Below are 13,936 nucleotides of genomic sequence, written 5' to 3' on the forward strand. Positions count from 1 at the left end.
GGGCTGGAAAGAAAAAACCGGCTTTCGCCGGTTTTCTTCCTACTTGATTCGCCGAAGATGCGGTCGCGCCGCCGGCTTTTCCGGTGTCGTCAGCACCGGATGCTCGACCCGGTCGGTGACCGGGTTGGGTGCCAGATCGGCACGCACCGGCTGGCCCGGCGTCACTTCGAACGCCATGCCGTGGCCGTTTTCGCGCGCGTAGATCGCGGCGACACATTCGACAGGAATCGTCAGTTCCTGCGCCACGCCGCCGAAGCGGGCAGAACAGGTAATGAGCTCGTTACCCATCACCAGCTGGTGCACCGCCTCACGACCGATGTTCAGGATGATCTGGCCATCCTTCACATACTGGCGAGGCACGCCCGCACGGTCGTCAACAACGACCGCGATGTACGGCGTCAGCCCCTGGTCGGCGCACCAGTCGAACAGTGCGCGCAACAGATAGGGCTTGGTGGAAACGGAACTCATGACGTCCATGAAGACTTTCGCGCAGAGCCGACGCGGGTCAGCGACGCATCACCTTTTCGGACGGTGTGAGTGCATCGATGAATCCCTGACGGGAGAAGATGCGCTCAGCGTACTTCATCAGCGGTGCGGCCGACTTCGGCAGCTCGATACCGTAGTGGTCAAGGCGCCATAGTAACGGAGCGATGGCCACGTCGAGCATGGAAAATTCCTCGCCCAGCATGTACTTCTGTTTCGCGAAGATCGCGGTCAGCTCGGTCAGGCGGTCGCGCAGGTGGGTGCGCGACTTGTCGGCGGTGCGTGCGTTCTTCTCGAGTGCCTCGATGTGCGAGAACAGCTCGTTTTCGACCGTATGCAGCAGCTGGCGTGCCCGCGCGCGCATGATCGGATCCGGCGGCATCAGCTGCGGATGAGGAAAGCGCTCGTCAATGTACTCGTTGATGATGTTCGAGTCATACAGGATGAGATCGCGATCGACCAGAACCGGCACACGGTTGTAGGGATTGATGACCGCGATGTCTTCCGGCTTGTTGTAGAGGTCGACATCGATGACCTGGAAATCCATGCCCTTTTCGTAGAGCACGATCCGGCAACGATGGGAAAAGGGATCGGTAGTCCCCGAGTACAGATTCATCATGGTGTTAACACCCCAGGAGTACTCGGCATCCCTCACCACGCGTCTGACGCGTGATGAGGTCGCTTCGCGATGACCGAGAGCTTGCATGACTTTCGGGCGTATTGATTAGTGAACGTCTTTCCAGAATTCGCGCTTGAGCAGGTAGCTCAGAACGAGAAGAACGGAAAGACCGATGATGACCAGAAGACCGGTCTGACGGCGCTTTTCAGCGCCCGGTTCGCCCATATAGACCAGATAGGCGACGAGATCGCCGACCATCGAGTCGTATTCGGACTTGCTCAGCTTGCCCGGCTTGGTAAGTTCAAGCTGGACGACTTCCTTTTCGCCGCCGTGACCATCCGCCACCTTGACGTGCTTGGCCGTCTGCTCGCCCTGCAGCTCGTACAGGACGTGCGGCATGCCAACGTTGGCGAAGGTGGTGTTGTTCCAGCCGGTCGGACGGTTCTCGTCGCGATAGAAGCTGCGCAGATAGGTGTAGAGCCAGTCCGCGCCGCTGCCGTCGGCCGAGGCACGCGAACGTGCAATCACGGTCAGATCCGGCGGTGCCGCACCGAACCACGCCTTGCCGTCGTCGCGGGTCATGGCCACCTTCATCGTTTCACCGACCTTGTCGGCGGCGAACAGAAGGTTGTCCTTGATCTGCTCGTCCGTCAGGCCGACATCCTTCAGGCGGTTGTAGCGCATGTAGGACGCCGAGTGGCAGTTCAGGCAGTAATTGACGAAAACCTGGGCGCCGCGCTGGATGGCGATGGCGTCGCGGAATTTCTCGGTCGGCGCACGATCGAGGTGCACCGGTTCGGAACTGGCAATCGCCAGCAGGGGCGCGCACAGCGCGCCGAGAAACAGTTTTTTGAGTTGTTTCATGGTTCTCTGGCTCTCAGTGACCGGTCACGCGCGCGGGTTCGGGCTTGCACTTGTCGATCGCGGTGTACCAGGGCATCAGCGCGAAGAACAGGAAGTAGATGACCGTGCAGATCTGCGAAACCAGCGTGCCCATCGGCGTCGGTGCCTGCATGCCAAGGTAGCCCAGGATCAGGAAGGCGATCACGAACACCACCAGAGCCGACTTGAAGATCGGGCCCTTGTAGCGGATCGACTTGACCGGCGAGCGGTCCAGCCACGGCAGCGCGAAGAAGACCATGACCGACAGGCCCATGAAAATGACGCCCCACAGCTTCGCATCGACCCAGAAGAAGTTGATCGTGTTGGCACGCAGGATCGAGTAGAACGGCGTGAAGTACCACACCGGCGCGATGTGCGGCGGCGTCTTCATCGGGTCAGCCGGGATGAAGTTGTTGTACTCCAGGAAGTAGCCGCCGAACTCCGGACCGAAGAACACCACGGCCGAGAAGCAGATCAGGAAGACGACGACACCGACGATGTCCTTCACCGTGTAGTACGGGTGGAAGGGAATGCCGTCCAGCGGGATGCCGGTCTTCGGATCCTTGTTCTTCTTGATCTCGACGCCGTCCGGGTTGTTCGACCCGACTTCGTGCAGCGCGATGATGTGGGCGGCGACGAGGCCGATCAGCACCAGCGGCACGGCGATAACGTGGAAGGAGAAGAAACGGTTCAGCGTCGCATCACCGATCACGAAGTCACCACGCAGCCAGGTCGACAGATCATTGCCGATCAGCGGGATGGCCGAGAACAGGTTGATGATGACCTGGGCGCCCCAGTACGACATCTGGCCCCACGGCAGCAGGTAGCCCATGAAGGCTTCCGCCATCAGGCACAGGAAGATCAGGCAGCCGAAGATCCACACCAGCTCGCGCGGCTTGCGGTAGGAACCGTAAAGCAGGCCGCGGAACATGTGCAAGTACACGACGACGAAGAACGCCGAGGCGCCGGTCGAGTGCATGTAGCGGATGAGCCAGCCCCACGGCACGTCGCGCATGATGTATTCGACGCTGGCAAAGGCCACCGGCACGCCCGAGGCGTTCAGCGAAGCGTCCGGCTTGAAGTGCATGACCAGGAAGATGCCGGTCACGATCTGGATCACCAGCACCAGCAGTGCCAGCGAGCCGAAGAAGTACCAGAAGTTGAAGTTCTTCGGTGCGTAGTACTCCGAAAGGTGTTCCTTCCAGAGCGATGTGAGCGGGAAGCGCTCGTCGATCCAGCCGAGCAGGCCGGTGGTGGTCACTACCTTTTCGCCAGCCATTCGATCAACCCTCCTTGGAATCCTGGCCGACCAGGATGCGCGAGTCAGACAGGAACATGTACGGCGGAACCTTCAGGTTGTCCGGGGCCGGCATGGCCTTGAACACGCGACCGGACAGGTCGAAGGTCGAACCGTGGCACGGACACACGAAGCCGGCGACGTCGCCGAGCTGCGCGTTGGAGCCCGACTCGAAGGGGCCCGACGGCGAACAGCCGAGGTGGGTACAGATGGCGACGACGACCAGCACGTCGGCGTGGTCTTCACGCGAGCGCTGCACGTTGCGTGCGTATTCGGGAGTGAACTCGGAAGGATTGCGCTCCGACTTCGGGTCGGCCAGCTTGTCGTCGATCTTGGCCAGCGCTTCGAGCTGGGTCGGCGTGCGGCGCATGATCCACACCGGCTTGCCTTGCCACTCGACGGTGGTCATTTCACCGGGACCGAGTTTGGAAATGTCCACCTCGACCGGAGCACCGGCCGCTTTCGCGCGCTCCGAGGGGGAAAGACTGGTCAGAAAAGGCACTGCCACCGCGAGCCCGGCCACACCGCCAGCACAGGCTGTTGCCACGAGCAGATTGCGCCGGCCGCAATCCGCTTTCCGTTCATTGCCACTCATGCTTTATCCCGTCTAGACAATTGATTCTGCACAACCTGCGATTATACCCTCAAGCGGTGCCCCGTTTAAAGCCCTGCTGCACTGCAAACAACGCGGAAGCGGCGAGAGAAGCCGATTTCCGATGATTTCAAAGCGCGCCCCCGGCGCGCAGCGCGGCAATGTCGCCGCTGCCATATCCGAGCCCCCCCAGCACTTCGTCCGTGTGTTCACCCAGCGCCGGCCCGATCCAGTCGGTGCGCCCGGGTGTCTCCGACAGCCTCGGCATCGGCGCCGGCGCCTTGAACTCTCGACCGTCAGGCAGACGCGCGGTCTCGAACACCGCGCGCGCCAGATACTGCGGATCGGCGGCGATGTCCTCGATCGAATAGACCCGGCTGACCGGCACGTCGGCCTCGCCCAGCAGGCGCAGCACTTCGTCGCCGTCGCGCGCGGCGACCCAGGCGTCGATCAGGCCGTAAATTTCGTCGCGACGCGCGTCGCGCCCGGCGTTGTCGGCCAGATCGGGATCGTCGGCCAGATCGGGCCGCCCGATCGCTATCATCAGCCGCCGGAAGATGGCATCGCCGTTGCCGCCGATGATGATGTGACGGCCGTCGCGCGCGGTATGCGTGTTCGACGGCGTGATGCCCGGCATGATGTTGCCAGTGCGGCCGCGGATGAAACCGAACACGTCGAACTCCGGCAGCATGCTTTCCATCATCGCGAACACCGCTTCGTACAGCGCGACATCGACGGTCTGGCCCTGCCCTGCCCCGCGCCCGCCGGTGGCGTCGCGATGGCGCAGCGCCATCAGCGCGCCGATCACCCCCCACAAGGCTGCGATCGAATCGCCGATCGAAATGCCCACCTTGACCGGCGGGCGATCGGGAAAGCCGGTGATGTAGCGCAGCCCGCCCATCGATTCGCCGATGGCCCCGAAACCCGGCTGCTGCGCCATCGGTCCGGTCTGCCCGAAGCCCGACAGGCGCACGATGACCAGCGACGGATTGATGTCCTTCAGCACCGCTTCCGGCAGACCGAGCTTGTCGAGCACGCCCGGGCGGAAGTTTTCGACCAGCACGTCGGCGTCCGCCAGCAGCCTCTTCAGTACCGCGATCGCGTCCGGATGCTTCAGGTTCAGCGTGACCGACTTCTTGTTGCGCGCCTGCACGAACCACCACAGCGAAGTGCCTTCGTACAGCAGGCGCCACTTGCGCAGCGGGTCACCGCCATCTGGCGACTCGACCTTGATCACCTCGGCGCCGAACTCGGCCAGGATGCGCGAGGCGAACGGTCCGGCGATCAGCGTACCCAGTTCGACCACTTTCAGGCCATCGAGCGGGCGTGCCTGCGTGCTCACGCCGGCCGCCTTTCCGACAGCGCCTGGGCGATGGTGCCGATATCCGTGTGTTCCAGTTCGCCACCGACCGGAAGTCCGCGGGCGATGCGGCTGACGGCGAGGCCGCGCGCACGCAGCATTTCACCGAGGTAATGCGCCGTCGCTTCGCCCTCGTTGGTGAAATTGGTGGCCAGGATGACCTCGCGCACGGCCGGGTCGGCGGCGCGTTCGAGCAGGCGATCGAGCCGCAGCTCCTTCGGGCCGACACCTTCGAGTGGCGCGATGCGCCCCATCAGGCAGAAATAGAGCCCGGCATAGCTGTGCGTCTGCTCCATCATCAGCATGTCGGCCGGCGTTTCGACCACGCACAGAAGACTGGCATCGCGGCGCGGCGAACTGCAGCGCTCGCACACCTCGAGTTCGGTGAAGGTATTGCAGCGCGCGCAGTTGTGCAGCCGCGTCAGCGCATTGCCGAGCGCGCGCGCCAGCTTCTCGGCACCGCCGCGGTCGCGCTGCAGCAGATGGAAGGCCATGCGCTGCGCGCTTTTCGGGCCGACCGAAGGCAGGCAGCGCAGCGCGCTGACCAGCTCGTCCAGCACACCTGTACTCATGACGGGCGCAGGACCGGACTCAGAACGGCAGCTTGAAGCCCGGCGGCAGGTTCAGACCGGACGTGAAACCGGCCATCTTTTCCTGGGTGGTCGCCTCGACGCGGCGTACCGCGTCGTTGACGGCGGCCGCGAGCAGGTCTTCCAGCATTTCGCGGTCGTCCATCACCGACGGGTCGATGGAAACGCGACGCACGTCGTGCTTGCAGGTCATGATCACCTTGACCATGCCGGCACCCGACTGGCCCTCGACTTCGACGCTGGCCAGCTGCTCCTGCATCTTCTTCATGTTTTCCTGCATCTGCTGGGCCTGCTTCATCAGGCCACCGATGCCACCTTTCATCATGGTGCTGTCCTCAAAGGGGTTTGATCGAGTCTTCGATCAGCCGGGCGCCGAACTGTTCAATCACCTGCTGCACGAAGGGGTCATTCTTCATCGACGCGCACGCCTGTTCATGGCGCGCGCGCTGTTCTGCGTTCAGTCGCTGGGCAACGGTCTGTCCGACCGGGTCACCCTGTTCGAAATGCAGCCGGACATTGACGCCGAGGCGGGTCTGCAGCGCGGCGCGCAACTTGTCCTGGCCGGAAGTGATCAGGTGCGCCATGTCGCGCGAAAGGCGCAGGCGGATCGCCTCGCCTTCGCTGGCCAGCCATTCGCTCTGGTGCGCCAGCTGCTTGCTCAGCGCGGCAACGTCCAGCGTATCGACCAGCGCATGCCAGTCAGCGTTGGTGCGCGGCATCGCTGCTGCGGCCGCGGCGGGCGGCGCGACATTGACCGGCTCGTCCTCCTCCCAAGGCGGCGGTGCCGGATTCGCGTCGGCCAGCGGCGCTGGCGCGCTGGGCGACGGCGTTTCTCGCGGCAACGGCGCGGCGACCGGTGCCTCGGCAGCGGGGGGCGGCACCGGCGCGCTGGTGCGCGCGACACGGTTGGGCGCCTGCAGCGCGGCGCTCTGGCCGCGCGGCGTGATGCCCAGCGCCGGCGGCGTCTCCGGACGGAAGGCCAGCAGGCGCAGCAGGGTCATCGAGAACCCGGTGACTTCGTCCGGCGCCAGCGCCAGATCGTTGCAGCCCTGGACGACGATCTGGTAGGCCAGCTGCACCGATTCGGCGTCCATCGCCGCAGCATAGGGTTCGAGCCGCGCCTTCTCACCTTCATCAGTGATCGCGTCCGGCACTTTCTGCGCCACTGCCACACGGTGCAGCAGCACGGCCAGTTCGCGCAGCGCCTGGTCAAAATCGACGCTGCGCGCGCGCATCTGGGCAGTCAGCGTCATCAGCGCGGCACCGTCCCCGGCGAGCAGCGCGTCGAGAATGAGGTAGAGGTGTTCGTCGCCCACCGTGCCCAGCATGTCGAGCACGTCCTGCTCGACCAGTCGGCCGGCACCGTGCGCAATGGCCTGATCGAGCAGCGACAGCGCGTCGCGCATCGAACCGGCGGCGCCCTTGGCGATCGGCCGCAGTGCGGCCGGTTCGTATTCGACACCTTCGGCGTCGAGCACGCCCGACAGATGACGCACGATGGCGTCGGGCGGCATCTGCTTCAGGTTGAACTGCAGGCAGCGGCTCAGCACGGTCACCGGAATCTTCTGCGGATCGGTGGTCGCAAGGATGAACTTCACGTGCTCCGGCGGCTCTTCGAGCGTCTTCAGCATCGCGTTGAAGGCGTGGCCGGTCAGCATGTGGACTTCGTCGATCATGTAGACCTTGTAACGCCCGCGCGCCGGTGCGTAGGCCGCCTTTTCCAACAGAGCGGCCATGTCGTCCACGCTGCGGTTGGACGCGGCATCCATTTCAACGTAGTCGACGAAACGGCCGGCATCGATTTCGGTACAGGCGGCGCAGGTGCCGCAGGGCTTTGCCGTAATGCCGGTTTCGCAGTTCAGGCTCTTGGCCAGGATGCGCGAGATCGTCGTCTTGCCGACGCCGCGGGTGCCGGTGAACAGGTAGGCGTGATGCAGGCGTTGCTGTTCGAGCGCGTGCGTCAGCGCGCGCACGACGTGATCCTGTCCGACCAGGGTTTCGAAGCTGCGGGGACGCCACTTGCGCGCAAGAACCTGATAAGTCATCTGGACGCTGGCGTAAGAGGACGGCTGTGCGGACTGCAGAAAAGGGAGGGGTGGCGAGCCTGACCCCCGGCACTCGTGGTGAGCAGCTGTGGCTGCTTCCTTCCGGACCTGACCAGGTTCACCGCGCCACGATGCGGGGAGACCCGCCACGCCGAATATTAACCCGGGAGGCCCCCTCTCGACCAGCCCGAACTGAAATTCTGGCCGGACTCAGCCGCCGCCGCGCTGGAAATGCCGGTCGAAGCGCGCCATGAAGGCGGCCATGAAATCGACATCGCGAACCGTGAAGTCGATCTGCACCCGCAGGCGAGGCAGGCTCAGCAGCGCGATGTGAAGCGCCGGCAGCACCTCGGCGGATACCGTCCAGCCACGGCCGCTCACGCTGTCACCGCGATGGACGATGGGCAGTTCGACCGCGCCGGGCAGCATCTGGAAGAACTCTTCGCGCCCTATGCTCATCACGCGCACGACCTGGCCGGCGGCGATCTCTTCCGGTTTCAGTGGAAAGGCGGCGTTCATCCGCCCGCCACCGGCGGCCAGATGGCGAGTATGTCGTTATCGACCAGCGCGCGCGCATCGCGGCTGGCGGGAGGAATGAAATGACCGTTCACGAGAACCAGATGGACGAGCCGTGCAGGAAGCTGATGGCGCGCGATCATATCGCCAACCGTCGTTCCTTCGGGCACGTCCATCGGCCACTCGTTGGTGCGCTTCGCCTCGTCCGGCAGGAAATCGGACAGCGAGGCGTACAACTTCAGCGTTACCCGCATCTTCAGTGCAGCGCTTCGGCCAGCGGCGGCGCGCTCTGCGCCTGGGCCATCGACAGATAGGCCTCCATCACGCGCAGCGGGTCGTGCATCAGGCGCTGCTTCCAGCTGCCCAGCGGCGTTCGGGTCTGGATCAGGCCGCGCAGCACGCCGACGTGGTCGGTCAGGCCGATCGAGGTCGCGCCCACCAGCACGTCGTCCTTGAACTGCAGACTGATGTAGCGGAAGCGCTCTTCGTCAATCAGCTCAACCGAATCGCCGCCCTCGGCGCCCCACCACTGTCCGAACGAAGCCGAGATCAGACCCAGCGTGTCGAGCACGTTGATCGCCATCGTGCCTTGCGAGCGCGTGTTGCGTCCCACCATGTTCATCGCCGCGACTCGGCCCTGGTCGACCGCGTTCGGCTGGATCGCATTGACCAGACGCTCGCCAGTCGAGAAATCAACCGCCTCGGCCACATCGCCGGCGGCAAACACGCCCGGGATGTTGGTTTCGCAGCGTTCGTCGATCAGGATGCCGGTCGCGCAGGCGATGCCGCTTCCCTGCAGGAAGGCCACGTTCGGCTTCACACCAGCCGACGCGATGATGAGGTCGGCCACCACTTCGGTGCCGTCACCCAGCGTGGCAATCAGCTCGTCGCCGTTCTGGCGGATCGAAGTGACGCGCGCGCTGGTGTGCACATTGACGCCCTTCTGCTTCACCCAGCGCGCGATCATGCCGCCCGCCTTGGACGTCATCATGCGCGGCACCATGCGGTCGCCCATTTCGACGATGTCCAGCTTCACGCCGCGCGACGCGAGCGCTTCCATGATGATGCAGCCGATGAAACCGGCGCCGATTTGCAGCACCCGAGCGCCCTTCTTCGCCTTGGCCGCAATGTGGCGCGCGTCGTCCAGCGTCCAGCAGCTGTGAACGTTCGGTGAGTCAATGCCCGGCACCGGCAGCTTCAGCGGATGCGAACCGGTACAGATGAGCAGGCGGTCGTAGGCGAAGGAGCTGCCATCCTCCATATGGACGACGCGACCGGCGGTGTCCACCGACTTCGCGCGCCCGAGCACTTCCTTGATGTTCAGCGACGCGAAATGACCGTCGGTCTTGCGCAGCCACGTGCCCTTTTCCTGGATGTTGCCAACCAGCAGGTAGGGAATGGCCATGCGCGAATACGGCGGCTCGGGTTCGTCGCCGATCATGACGATGTCGGCATTGCGATCCGCACGGCGGATCGCTTCGGCGGCGACCACGCCGGCCGGACCGTTGCCGATGATGACGTGCTTCATGAGTGATGCTCCTGAAATGCAGCGCGCCCCGGAGGGCGCGCTGTGTTCATGCGACGACTTCGATCAGAGACCCAGGCGGGCAACCGTCTCCGCCGTCGGGCGGCCTTCGGTGTCCCAGCCGCGCAGTTCGTAGTACTCGGGAATCATCTTGTCGATGCCCGACACCAGGCCCTTGGCCGGACCGACCTTGGCGGCTTCGTTCTTCAGGCGCGGCGGCAGATCGTCGTCCTTGCGGGTGAAGCCGGCTGCATTGTTGAACTGACGCTCCATATTCCAGATGCGCTCGCCCATCAGGTCCAGCTTTTCCATCGACCAGTCGCCTTCGCAGGCAGCCTGCAGTTGCGGCTGGATGTCCGACAGCGCCCAGGCGAAGGTCGTGAACACGCACAGGCCGGACGAATCGACCACTGCTGTGGCGTCCTGGAAGGCCTTGACCAGTGCCGGCTTGCCTTCGGTGGTGTGCGGATCGGTCTTGACCGGGATGCCCAGCACTTCCGACGAGATGGTGTACGAACGCAGGTGGCAGGCACCGCGGTTCGAGGTCGCGTAGGTCAGGCCCATGCCCTGCACGCCACGCGCGTCGTAGGCCGGGAATTCCTGGCCCTTGACCGACATCGACAGTTCGGGATGACCGTACTTTTCGCACAGGCGCTTCGAGCCGAGACCGACGATCTTGCCGAAACCTTCGCCACGGGCCGTCTGTTCGGCCAGGAAGGTAAGCGCGCGGGCCGAGCCGAACGGCGCCTCGATGCCGATCTCCTCCTTGGTCAGCACACCCATTTCGTACAGTTCCATCACCGCACCGATGGTGGCGCCGAAGGAAATCGGATCGAAACCGTCTTCATTGCACAGCATGTTGGCGTACTGCAGCGCCTCGATGTCATCGACACCGTTGGCACAGCCGAGCGACCACGCCGCTTCGTACTCCAGACCGCCGGAGGCGCCCCAGTACTTCGGGCTGTTCACCACGGTGTAGTGGGTCTGGTCGATCTTCGAAATGCGGCCGCAAGCGATGGTGCAGCCGAAGCAACCCTGGTTGTTCACCAGTTGCGCCTTGCCGTCCGATTCGCGCGGCTCGTGCATCGCCTCAGCGGAAATCTTGCGCGCACCCTCGAACTGCACGTCCTTGTGGTTGCGCGTCGGCATGGCGCCGATCTCGTTGATCACGTTCATCAGCACCTGGGTGCCATAGGTCGGCAGGCCCTGACCGGTGACCGCATTCTCCTTGAGGATCTTCTTCTTCTCGTAGGTGACCTTCATGAACTCCTTCGGGTTGGCCAGATTGCCGACGCCGAGGGTGCCACGCACCACGAGTGCCTTCAGGTTCTTCGAACCGGCGACCGCGCCGACGCCGGAACGGCCGGCTGCGCGGTGCAGGTCATTGACGATGGCGGCGTAAAGCACGCCGGCTTCGCCGGTGCGGCCAATACAGGAAACGCGTACCTGCGGATCCTGGTGAGCGGCCTTGATCGTCTCTTCGGTTTCCCAGACGGTCTTGCCCCACAGATGGGACGCGTCACGGATTTCGACCTTGTCGTTCTCGATCGACAGGTAGACCGGGCTCGAAGCGCGGCCTTCGATGATGACCATGTCCCAGCCGGCGAACTTCAGCTCGGCGCCGAAGTAACCACCGGAATTCGAACAGGCGATGGCGCCCGTCAGCGGGCCCTTGGTGACGACCGAGTAGCGGCCGCCGGTCGAGGCCATGGTGCCGGTCAGCGGACCGGTCGCCCAGATGATCTTGTTGTCCGGCGACAGCGGATCGACCTTGGGATCGATCTCCGACACCAGATACTTCGTTGCCAGACCACGCTGGCCGAGATAGTCCTGAGCCCACTGCATGTTCAGGGGCTCGCTCTTGCAGGTGCGGTCGGTCAGGTTAACGCGCAGGATTTTGCGGGTCCATGCCATTTTGTGTTCCTCCGAAAATCAGGCGGGCTGGTTGCCGAGCTTGTCGGCCCACTGGCGCATGCGGTCCAGACCGGTCCAGTTGGCGTCCACATAGGTGATGGCACCGGTCGGACAGGCTTCCGCACAGGCCGGGTTGCCGCCGCACAGATCGCACTTCTGCACCTTGCCGGTCTCGGCCACGTAATTCACGGTGCCGAACGGACAGGCGATCGTGCACACCTTGCAGCCCACGCACACGTCTTCGAACACGACCTTGGCGCCGTTGGTCTTGTCGAGCTTGATCGCCTCGACCGGACAGGCGTGCATGCACCAGGCTTCATCGCACTGCGTACAGGTGTAGGGAACCTTGGCGCCCGTATGGTGGAAGTCGAACACCTTGATGCGCGACAGCGAGTTGTTGAATACACCGTAGTTCTCGAACGAACAGGCCATTTCGCATTGCAGGCAGCTGGTGCATTTCGAGGGATCGATGTGTAGGGACTTCTGCATATTGATTCGCTCCTCCACGTTCTGGGCGTGACACGGTTCGCAGGGTGATTTTGGCGGGAAAGCCGCCCCGCTATGAAAAACACTTCACATTTTAGCGCTCGGAATTTGGCGCCTGTGCGCTTCCGCCGTCTCAATAAATCCTTATTTGCGAGACAGGTGTCCAGGTGTCCATAAACTGGACACCTGGACACTCAGGGTGCACGCCACTTGATATTATGTCGCGCCATGATGCGCTCGATTTCGCCGTCGGCGACCAGCGCATTCATCGCCTCCATGATGGCCCGACCAAGCTGCTGTTCGCCCTTGCGGATGGCGATGCCGACCGGCCACTGACGGGTATTGAGCAGTGCGATCGGTGCCGGGCCGACCGGGAAGTTCGCGTCACCGGCGACGGCCCCTTCAAGCTCGCCCTGCAGCGCCATCACCCCGGCAACCTCGCCGGAGCGCAGCGCAGCCATCGCCTCAGCCAGCGTCTTGTAATGCTTGAGCTGACTGCGATAACGCCCGCCGTCGGCCGACAGCATCAGCGAATCGGGCAGCGTATCGACCACCACGCCACAGGGCAGCTTTTCGAACGGCGCCATCGTTTCGAGGTTGTCGACGCGGCGCCTGTCGTAGGCGATGGCATAGCGCTCACGGTGATACGGCGCGAGGAATTCCACCTTGTCCTGACGGGCCATGTACTCGCGGTCGACCGGCGCGTGCATCATCATGTCGGCCGGGCCGTGGCCCATGTAGTGGCCCTTCCAGACCATGTTGCGCAGGTCGTCGCCCATGTTCTCGTCGGCGTCGAAGAACATCGGCGACATCTTCAGTCCCATGCGTGCCGCCAGCGCGGCGGCGATATCGACGTCGGAACCCTTGCCCTCATTCGAGAACGGCGCGAAGTCCTTGTAGAAGGCAACGCGCAGCAGACCGGACTTCTTCACGCCGGCCCAGACCTCGTCGCCCTCCGCCCACGCGGGCAGCCCGGTCAATGCCAGGCCGGCGCCGGCGAGCAGCAGGCGGCGGCGCTGAGCCCCAATATCAGTCTTCATGACGGGTTTCGATGTAGGCACGGATGGCCCACATGGCTTCCTGCGACAGCGCTTCCTCGAACGGCGGCATGTAGACGGCGCCGTTGCGCACGCGGCCGCGGCGCACGGTGTTGAGGAAATAGTCGTCGGTTTCGGCATCGATCGGGAGCATGCGCAGATCCGGGGCGATACCGCCACTGACGGCTTCCAGACCGTGGCAGCGCGCACAGTTCTGGTTGTAGGCGGAACTGCCGATGCGGATCGCTTCCTTGTCGCCGCGGTAGGGGTTCTCTTTGCGCCACTCGGCGCCCAGCGCCTTCAGCGTGCTGACATCGACGGCCTGCGGTACGACGTCGCCGTGAGCTTCGACACGCATCGTGGTCATGCTGCCCAGTGCGATCAGCGCGGTGACGATGGCCGTCGTCTTCAAAGTTGCGGCTCCTGCTTTCATAACTCCTCCGTAGATGTTCACATGCTGCAAGTCAGCTTGCGGGTGTGCCCGTTTGCACGAATCGTGCCAAGTTCGGCTTCACTTTGAGACAGGTGTAGCGCAGCGAAGCGAATCACGCTATAAAGCTTCGACAGTCCGGTGGGACGATGGCGCAGGC

The 13,936-nt window shown here is 63.8% G+C and carries 16 protein-coding genes and 1 other RNA gene; all 17 read right to left on the reverse strand.

Going from position 1 to position 13,936, the window contains the following annotated elements; translation table 11 throughout:
• Window positions 1–39: 39 nt before the first annotated feature.
• Window positions 40–477 (reverse strand): ClpXP protease specificity-enhancing factor, encoded by a 438-nt coding sequence (locus WJU27_RS07145; RefSeq protein WP_020164299.1) that lies wholly within the window; start codon window positions 475–477, stop codon window positions 40–42.
• Between the two features lie 28 nt (window positions 478–505).
• Window positions 506–1,102: a glutathione S-transferase N-terminal domain-containing protein gene (locus WJU27_RS07150; protein ID WP_024300503.1), complete on the reverse strand. Its 597-nt coding sequence runs from the start codon at window positions 1,100–1,102 to the stop codon at window positions 506–508.
• A 105-nt stretch (window positions 1,103–1,207) separates the two neighbouring features.
• Window positions 1,208–1,966, reverse strand: coding sequence for a cytochrome c1 (locus tag WJU27_RS07155; protein WP_341421595.1), 759 nt, complete (start codon window positions 1,964–1,966; stop codon window positions 1,208–1,210).
• A 13-nt stretch (window positions 1,967–1,979) separates the two neighbouring features.
• Window positions 1,980–3,263 carry a cytochrome b gene (locus tag WJU27_RS07160; protein ID WP_020164296.1) on the reverse strand — a complete coding sequence of 428 codons (1,284 nt, stop codon included), beginning with the start codon at window positions 3,261–3,263 and terminating at the stop codon, window positions 1,980–1,982.
• A 4-nt stretch (window positions 3,264–3,267) separates the two neighbouring features.
• Window positions 3,268–3,876 (reverse strand): ubiquinol-cytochrome c reductase iron-sulfur subunit, encoded by a 609-nt coding sequence (petA, locus tag WJU27_RS07165; RefSeq protein WP_341421596.1) that lies wholly within the window; start codon window positions 3,874–3,876, stop codon window positions 3,268–3,270.
• A 127-nt stretch (window positions 3,877–4,003) separates the two neighbouring features.
• Window positions 4,004–5,215: a CaiB/BaiF CoA transferase family protein gene (locus WJU27_RS07170; protein ID WP_341421597.1), complete on the reverse strand. Its 1,212-nt coding sequence runs from the start codon at window positions 5,213–5,215 to the stop codon at window positions 4,004–4,006.
• Window positions 5,212–5,805 (reverse strand): recombination mediator RecR, encoded by a 594-nt coding sequence (gene recR / locus WJU27_RS07175; protein WP_029143636.1) that lies wholly within the window; start codon window positions 5,803–5,805, stop codon window positions 5,212–5,214. Before recR ends, WJU27_RS07170 begins: the two co-directional genes overlap by 4 nt.
• Before the next feature lie 19 nt (window positions 5,806–5,824).
• Window positions 5,825–6,148 (reverse strand): YbaB/EbfC family nucleoid-associated protein, encoded by a 324-nt coding sequence (locus WJU27_RS07180; protein ID WP_020164292.1) that lies wholly within the window; start codon window positions 6,146–6,148, stop codon window positions 5,825–5,827.
• Between the two features lie 10 nt (window positions 6,149–6,158).
• A complete protein-coding gene (gene dnaX, locus WJU27_RS07185) occupies window positions 6,159–7,868 on the reverse strand; it encodes a DNA polymerase III subunit gamma/tau (protein WP_341421598.1) in 1,710 nt (569 codons plus the stop codon).
• A gap of 49 nt (window positions 7,869–7,917) precedes the next feature.
• Window positions 7,918–8,016: signal recognition particle sRNA small type (gene ffs, locus WJU27_RS07190), an RNA gene on the reverse strand.
• Window positions 8,017–8,078: 62 nt separating this feature from the next.
• Window positions 8,079–8,387 (reverse strand): hypothetical protein, encoded by a 309-nt coding sequence (locus tag WJU27_RS07195; protein WP_341421599.1) that lies wholly within the window; start codon window positions 8,385–8,387, stop codon window positions 8,079–8,081.
• Window positions 8,384–8,638, reverse strand: coding sequence for a sulfur carrier protein ThiS (gene thiS / locus WJU27_RS07200; protein ID WP_020164289.1), 255 nt, complete (start codon window positions 8,636–8,638; stop codon window positions 8,384–8,386). Before thiS ends, WJU27_RS07195 begins: the two co-directional genes overlap by 4 nt.
• Window positions 8,639–8,640: 2 nt before the next feature.
• On the reverse strand, window positions 8,641–9,912 hold the full coding sequence (locus WJU27_RS07205) for an NAD(P)/FAD-dependent oxidoreductase (RefSeq protein WP_296810701.1): 1,272 nt from the start codon (window positions 9,910–9,912) through the stop codon (window positions 8,641–8,643).
• 63 nt (window positions 9,913–9,975) lie between these two features.
• Window positions 9,976–11,823: an aldehyde ferredoxin oxidoreductase family protein gene (locus tag WJU27_RS07210; protein WP_020164287.1), complete on the reverse strand. Its 1,848-nt coding sequence runs from the start codon at window positions 11,821–11,823 to the stop codon at window positions 9,976–9,978.
• Between the two features lie 18 nt (window positions 11,824–11,841).
• Window positions 11,842–12,312 (reverse strand): 4Fe-4S dicluster domain-containing protein, encoded by a 471-nt coding sequence (locus tag WJU27_RS07215; protein WP_019918660.1) that lies wholly within the window; start codon window positions 12,310–12,312, stop codon window positions 11,842–11,844.
• 191 nt (window positions 12,313–12,503) lie between these two features.
• The gene (locus tag WJU27_RS07220; RefSeq protein WP_341421600.1) at window positions 12,504–13,349 is read right to left on the reverse strand and encodes a substrate-binding periplasmic protein; all 846 of its coding nucleotides are present in this window, start codon (window positions 13,347–13,349) and stop codon (window positions 12,504–12,506) included.
• Complete coding sequence (pedF, locus tag WJU27_RS07225) at window positions 13,339–13,779, reverse strand: cytochrome c-550 PedF (RefSeq protein ID WP_029143635.1); 441 nt, start codon at window positions 13,777–13,779, stop codon at window positions 13,339–13,341. The genes WJU27_RS07220 and pedF overlap by 11 nt, the downstream gene beginning before the upstream one ends.
• Window positions 13,780–13,936: the final 157 nt, after the last annotated feature.

Source organism: Methyloversatilis sp. NSM2 (assembly GCF_038066675.1).
Taxonomy (GTDB): domain Bacteria; phylum Pseudomonadota; class Gammaproteobacteria; order Burkholderiales; family Rhodocyclaceae; genus Methyloversatilis; species Methyloversatilis discipulorum_A.